General features: G+C 69.2%; 5 protein-coding genes. All 5 read right to left on the bottom strand.

Going from position 1 to position 5,571, the window contains the following annotated elements; translation table 11 throughout:
- Nucleotides 1–300 (bottom strand): RDD family protein (locus J3476_RS26830; RefSeq protein WP_207069322.1); only part of this gene is annotated, 300 nt, incomplete at its 3' end.
- Nucleotides 297–1,136 (bottom strand): hypothetical protein, encoded by an 840-nt coding sequence (locus J3476_RS26835; RefSeq protein WP_207069323.1) that lies wholly within the window; start codon nucleotides 1,134–1,136, stop codon nucleotides 297–299. The genes J3476_RS26835 and J3476_RS26830, both read right to left, overlap by 4 nt.
- Entirely contained in the window at nucleotides 1,106–2,668 is a 1,563-nt protein-coding gene (locus J3476_RS26840; protein WP_207069324.1) for an MCE family protein, read from the bottom strand. The genes J3476_RS26835 and J3476_RS26840 overlap by 31 nt, the downstream gene beginning before the upstream one ends.
- Before the next feature lie 3 nt (nucleotides 2,669–2,671).
- Nucleotides 2,672–3,757, bottom strand: coding sequence for a virulence factor Mce family protein (locus tag J3476_RS26845; protein ID WP_173012152.1), 1,086 nt, complete (start codon nucleotides 3,755–3,757; stop codon nucleotides 2,672–2,674).
- Between the two features lie 72 nt (nucleotides 3,758–3,829).
- Nucleotides 3,830–5,464, bottom strand: a complete 1,635-nt coding sequence (locus J3476_RS26850) for a virulence factor Mce family protein (RefSeq protein ID WP_207069325.1) — start codon at nucleotides 5,462–5,464, stop codon at nucleotides 3,830–3,832.
- Nucleotides 5,465–5,571: the final 107 nt, after the last annotated feature.

Below are 5,571 nucleotides of genomic sequence, written 5' to 3' on the forward strand. Positions count from 1 at the left end.
GTGCGCAACGCGCAGCCCGAACAGGGCGCGACCCAGCGTCCATCCGACGGCATGCGGCAGGACCAAGCGGTTGACCGCCATCGCGAAGAGCGCCACCCCCGCAACGGCGGTGAACACCCATCGCATCGCGTCGTCGGCCGGAGTCGCCAGCGCCAGCAGCGCCGCGGTCGCGACCACCCCGGCACCGGGCAGGGTGTCGACGAGCAGCGCGCCCACCCGGGCGGACCAGGAGGCCGGCACCGAATCCGGTGTCGACGCGGTCTCCGAATGCTCCGGCGTCGTGTCCAGCACCGCGGTCACGACGTGACCTGGTCCAGGTTGGCGATCCGGTACTGCCCTTCGTCCAGGGCCATCGTCGCCCGCAGGCGGTAGCCGACCTGGTTGTCGGTGGCCTCGACGTTGGAGATCTTCACCCGCATCGCCACCAGCACGTTGATGCTGCCGTCGTCGTTGTGCCGCTCGACCGCCGCGCGCAGGTCGTCGACCACGACCGTGGCGTTGGCGGCCTGGTACGCCTCGGCGAGCACGCTGCTGTACATGCCGGCCTGCACGCCGAACTCGCCGGTGGAGCACTCCAGGATCTTCGACTGCGCGGCCGTCATCGCCGCGGTGTCGGGCGCCTGGGTGGCTGCGACGCAGTCCTTGGCGGCGGCCAGCGCGGCCGCGTCGGCTTGGGCGATCTCGGCGGCGCGCTCGTTGGCCCGCCACGCCAGGTACCCGCCGGCCACCGCGGCTCCGGCGAGCAGCACCAAAGACGCGCAGACCGCGGTCAGCCAGCCGCGACCGAGCCGGGTCGGGCGGCGGTCCGCGTGCCGGCCGGCGCCGACCGTCGCGTCCTCGTTTGCAGGGTCGTCGGCAGCGGGGCTGTCGGCGTCGGCGTCCCCGGGCGCAGGGTCGGCGGCGGCAGGGCCCTCGGTTTCGACCTCGGAATCCTGGTCGGCGGTCGCCTCCGCCCCGGCATCGCCGGCGGCGGATTCGTCAGCTTCTGCGTCGTCTGCGGTGGATTGGTCGTCAACGACCGTCGTGTCTTCAACTACCGTGTCGTCGTCAGCTGCCGCCGGGGTGTCCTGCGGCGCGCTGTCAGCGTCGGCGTCGGTGGTGGGGTTCAGCCGGCTGGTGCCAGCATCTCCTTCCATCCGTCGTCTCCTGGGTTGCTCGAATTGCTGACGTTGTACCGGACGCCATCCGGGCCGACCACCTCGCCGCTGCTGGGGTTGTAGGCGGCGGTGGTGCCGGGCGGGCCTTGCGCCGGAGTGTAGATGCACGGGTTGGGCTGCTGTCCACTGCAACTGACGGTACCCGAACCGGGCGGGCTGACCGGGTCGCTGATCGGCGCCGTCGACTGCGGCGGCGGCAGCTTGTCGGCCGGCAGCGGGTTGGTGCCGTTGTTGATCGACGGGGCCGGGATCACCCGGCCCGGATCGACGCCCTGGTCACACCGCGCGCCCGGAGCCGGGCAGGCCAGAATCTGGTTCGGGTCGCCGTACCACGGGTTGGTGCCCAGCGGCACGTACGGCTCGTCGCTGCGGCACTCCGCCGGGGTGGCCGCGCGCTTACCGGGCACATCCACGCACGGATAGTTGCGCGCACCGCGAACAGCATTGCCCTGGAAGTCTTTCGGGATCTTGCAGTACGTGCCGGACGGCAACGGCGCGCGGCTGGTGTCGGCGGGCGAACGCCATTCCGAGGCCGGCAGGAAGCCGGTCATACACGGCGGCGGCAGGTTGATCGACAGACCGAAGTGCAGCAGGCCGCCGTCCTCCATGATCGACCCCATCTGCAGCAGCGACGCGCCCTGCGGGTAGATCACCAACGTCTGCTCGATGTTCTTGTTGTAGCGCTTGAGCATGTCGGACACCACGGCGAGGTTCGCCAGGGTCTGCGGTAACGCCTCCTGGACGTCACTGAACACCGTCGTCACCTGATCCAGCGTCGGTGCGGCGTTGCGCAGCCCGTTGCGCAGCGCGGCGTCCTGCTGCGCGGCCTGGGAGGCGATGACGTTCAGGTTGCGCGACCACTGGCCGATCGCGTCCCCGGAGTCGACCTGGCTCTGCAGGATCGGCTCCGCGTTGGCGATGATGTCGTTGACCTGCGGCAGGTTCTCCTGGAAGCCGCCGGCGAGGTTCGTCGTCGACTCCACCAGGCGCTGCAGCGCAGGTCCCAGACCGCCGACGGCCAGCGACGTCTCGGTGAGCAGGGTGTCGATCTTCTCCTTCGGCAGCACGGCCAGACCCTTGTTGGCCGCATCGAGCGCCGGGCCGACCGGCGCCGGCACGGTGCTGTCGGTGATCACCGCACCGGGTTGCAGATACGGGCCCGAATCGGTGTCGGGCACCAGGTCGAGGTACTGCTCACCGATCGCCGACACCGAATGCACATCCGCCCGCACGTCTTGGGGGATGCGGTAGTCGTCGTCGATGCGCATGGTGGCCCGGGCGCCCGACTCGGTCGGCTCCACGGCGGTCACCTTGCCGATCTGGGTGCCGCGATAGGTCACGTTGGCCGTCTCGTACAGACCGCCCGAACTCGGCAGCTGCGCATAGAGCGTGTACTGGCCGATGCCGGCCAGGCTGGGCAGACGCAGGTAGTACAGCCCGAGCACGGCCAACGCGATGACGGTGAGGACCGTGAAGAGCAGCAGCTGCAGCCGTATGAACCGGGTCAGCATCGGTCACTCACCCCTTTCGATCAGCGGGCCACCCGGCACCGAGTTCGGGTTCGGGGTGAACCGCACGTCCGGGATCATCGTGCTCGGGTCGCGGCCCCACGACTGCTCGAGGGCGCGCAGCATGCCTGACACACCGGTTCCGGACAGGAAGCCGTTGTCGATGGCCGACAGCGTCAGGTCGATCAGGATCGACGTGTTGATGTAGTCGCCGCGGATCACCTTGTCCACGTTGCCGATCGGGTACGGCGCGGTCAGGAAGATCTGCAGGGCGCCCAGCAGGTACGGCCCGGACTTGCCCAGCTCCCGCAGCGGGCGCTGGAGGTTGGCCAGGTTCGTGTTCAGGTTGTCGCTGGCCGGGGCGAGCATGCCTTCGGCGGCGTTGCTGATCCGGCCCACCGCCTCGACGGCGTCGGCGAACTGGTCGCGGGTGTCGGCGAAGTACTTGATCAGCGGCGGGAACTCGGTGAGCACCCGGTCCAGCGTCTCGTCGCGCTGGGCGACGATCGCCAGCAGACGGTCGGTCGAATCGATCGCCCGGGTGATGTCGTCACGCTGCCGGTTGAGCTCGTCGGTGAACGTGTCGAGTTGGTTCAGGAACGTCCGGATCTCGTCGGCGCGCCCGTTGAGCACGTTGAAGACCTCGGTCTGGATGGTCTCCAGGTTCGCCACGCCGCCACCGGTCAGGATCGTGGCGATGCTGGCCAGCACCCGCTCGGTGGTGGGGAACGCCGACGCGTTCTTCAGCGGGATCGTGTCGCCGCTCTTCAGCATCTGCGCGGACGGGTCCGGCGGCGGATCCAGCTGGACGTGCTGCGAACCCAGCAGGCTGGTCTGGCCGATCTTCGCCAGCGCGTTGGCGGGCAGCTCCACGCTGGGGTCGACGTCCAGCGTCAGCGTGGGCACCCAGTTCTTCAGCTCGATGGCGCGCACCCGGCCGACGTAGACGTCGGCCACGCGTACGCGGCTGTTCACGTTGAGCGCCAGCGTGTCCGGTATCTGCACGTAGATCGTCTTGGCGCCGGGCCCGGTGCCCGGACCGCCGGGCAGGGGCACGTTCGAGATGCCCTGCCACCCGCACGAGGTGAGCATCAGCGCCGCGGCGCCGAGGGCCACCACGCGCTTGGGGAGTTTGCGCCAGCTGACTTTCGAGAGTTTCACAGGTCAGCCTCCCGACTCTGCCGGCAGCAGCGGCCCTGCCGGGGCGGCCGGCGCCGGTGCCGCCGGCGGCGCTGCGGGGGCGATGGCGCCCAACGGGTTGCCCGGGACGACGCCCGGCGCGGGTGCAGGCGGCGGGGCCGGCTGCGGGTACCACGGCGGCGGCAACGGGTTGTTCTGGTCGAACGCGTTCGGCGGGCCGGGCAGGTTGCCGTCGCGCGTGGTGCCGAACGCCGGCGGAGCCGGCGGTGGGACGATGTCGGGGCCACCCATCAACTCGTTGAGCGACTCGGGGGTGAGCATGTTCTGGGTGAACGGCTGCACCTCGACGCCCTGCATACCGGGCGCGACGATCCAGCCGGGCTCGTGGTTGCCGTGCGACCACAACGTGTCTCGCGACCAGATGCCGGGCACCGTCGTGTCCTTGTAGCCGGGCGGTGGGCGCAGGCGCTCCTCGGAGTAGGCGATCTGCTTGGGCAGTGTCATCGCCGTGCGCAGCTGGTTGGCGCCGAACGGCAGGTAGTTGAACTTGATCGCGTCGAGGATCGGCCCGAGGTACTGGGCGCACAACTCCGCCGACTCCTGATAACCCAGCCGGCTGCCCGCCTGGATCGCACTGCACAGGAACTGCATCGGGTTGGCGAAGTTGTTGATCACCGGCACGGTCACGATGCCACCGGCGTTCGGTGACGAGATGTTCATCAGGTTCGACGCGACGTTCGGGTAGGCGTGCAGCGCCGTCTCCAGGCCTTCGCGCGCCTGCGGCTGCAGGATCGCGGTGGTGACATCGGCGAGGTTCTGGATGTCGGTGGTCAGCACCTCACCGTTCTCGTCGATGAATCCCCGTGTGGTGTCGAGCAGTTCGTTGAGGTCCTGCAGCGCGTCCGCCACCTCGTTGTCGGTGTTGGTGAACGCGTTGGTGATCTGGGCCAGGTCGTCGTTCAGCGCGACGAACTGCTGGTCGCTCTGGTAGAGCGCGTTGACGAACAGCGCCAGGCTCTTGATCACGCTGAAGAAGTCGCCACGGCCCTCGTTGAGCGTGTACAGCGCCTCGGACAGGTTGGTCAGCGTGCGGTTGAGCTGCTGGCCCTTGCCGGCGAAACCGTCGGCCGCCGACTCGATGATGTCGCCGAACGGACCCTTGGGTTGTTCGGGGGTCGGCCCGAGATCGGTCAGCAACCGGTTGATCGAATTGCGCAGGTCGTCGTACTCGACGGGGACCTGGGTGCGGTCCAGACCGAGCACGGCACCGTCTTCGAGCACCGGGCCGCCGGTGTAGGGCGGCGCCAGCTGGATGGTGCGGGAGGCGACCAGGCTCGGGTTCAGGATCGACGCGGTGGCGTCGGCGGGCACCTTGTACTTGTCGTCGTAGTGGAAGGTGACCTTCATCTTGTCGCCGTCGGGCACGATGCTGTCGATCGAGCCGACCCGCACCCCCATGATCTGGACGTCGTCGCCTTCGTAGAGGGCCAGCGTCTGCGTGAAGTAGGCCGTCACCGAGTTCGTGGTGGCCTTCTTGTAGAGGTTCCACCCGATGACCGCGGCGATGATCCCGAGGATCAGCACCAGGGCGAGGAGGATCACCGAGGCGCGGGACACGCCGGACAGTTTGAGGTTCCGGACGTTGAAAATCGTCGACATCTCTCTCCTCCCCTAGCCTTGCGATCCCGGCGGGAGGAACGGCGGGTTGCCGGGCAGCGGCGGCTCACCGGCCGGCGGCAGTGTCAGGCCGGGCCCGGGTGGCGGCG

The sequence above is a fragment of the Mycobacterium sp. PO1 genome, from assembly GCF_017312405.1.
Taxonomy (GTDB): Bacteria; Actinomycetota; Actinomycetes; order Mycobacteriales; family Mycobacteriaceae; genus Mycobacterium.

Excerpts from the sequence above, each read along its gene's own strand:
- J3476_RS26845 (WP_173012152.1), bottom strand. The coding sequence starts at position 3,757 with ATGCTCACCTCGTGCGGGTGGCAGGGCATCTCGAACGTGCCCCTGCCC.
- J3476_RS26835 (WP_207069323.1), bottom strand. The coding sequence starts at position 1,136 with ATGGAAGGAGATGCTGGCACCAGCCGGCTGAACCCCACCACCGACGCC.
- J3476_RS26840 (WP_207069324.1), bottom strand. The coding sequence starts at position 2,668 with ATGCTGACCCGGTTCATACGGCTGCAGCTGCTGCTCTTCACGGTCCTC.
- J3476_RS26850 (WP_207069325.1), bottom strand. The coding sequence starts at position 5,464 with ATGTCGACGATTTTCAACGTCCGGAACCTCAAACTGTCCGGCGTGTCC.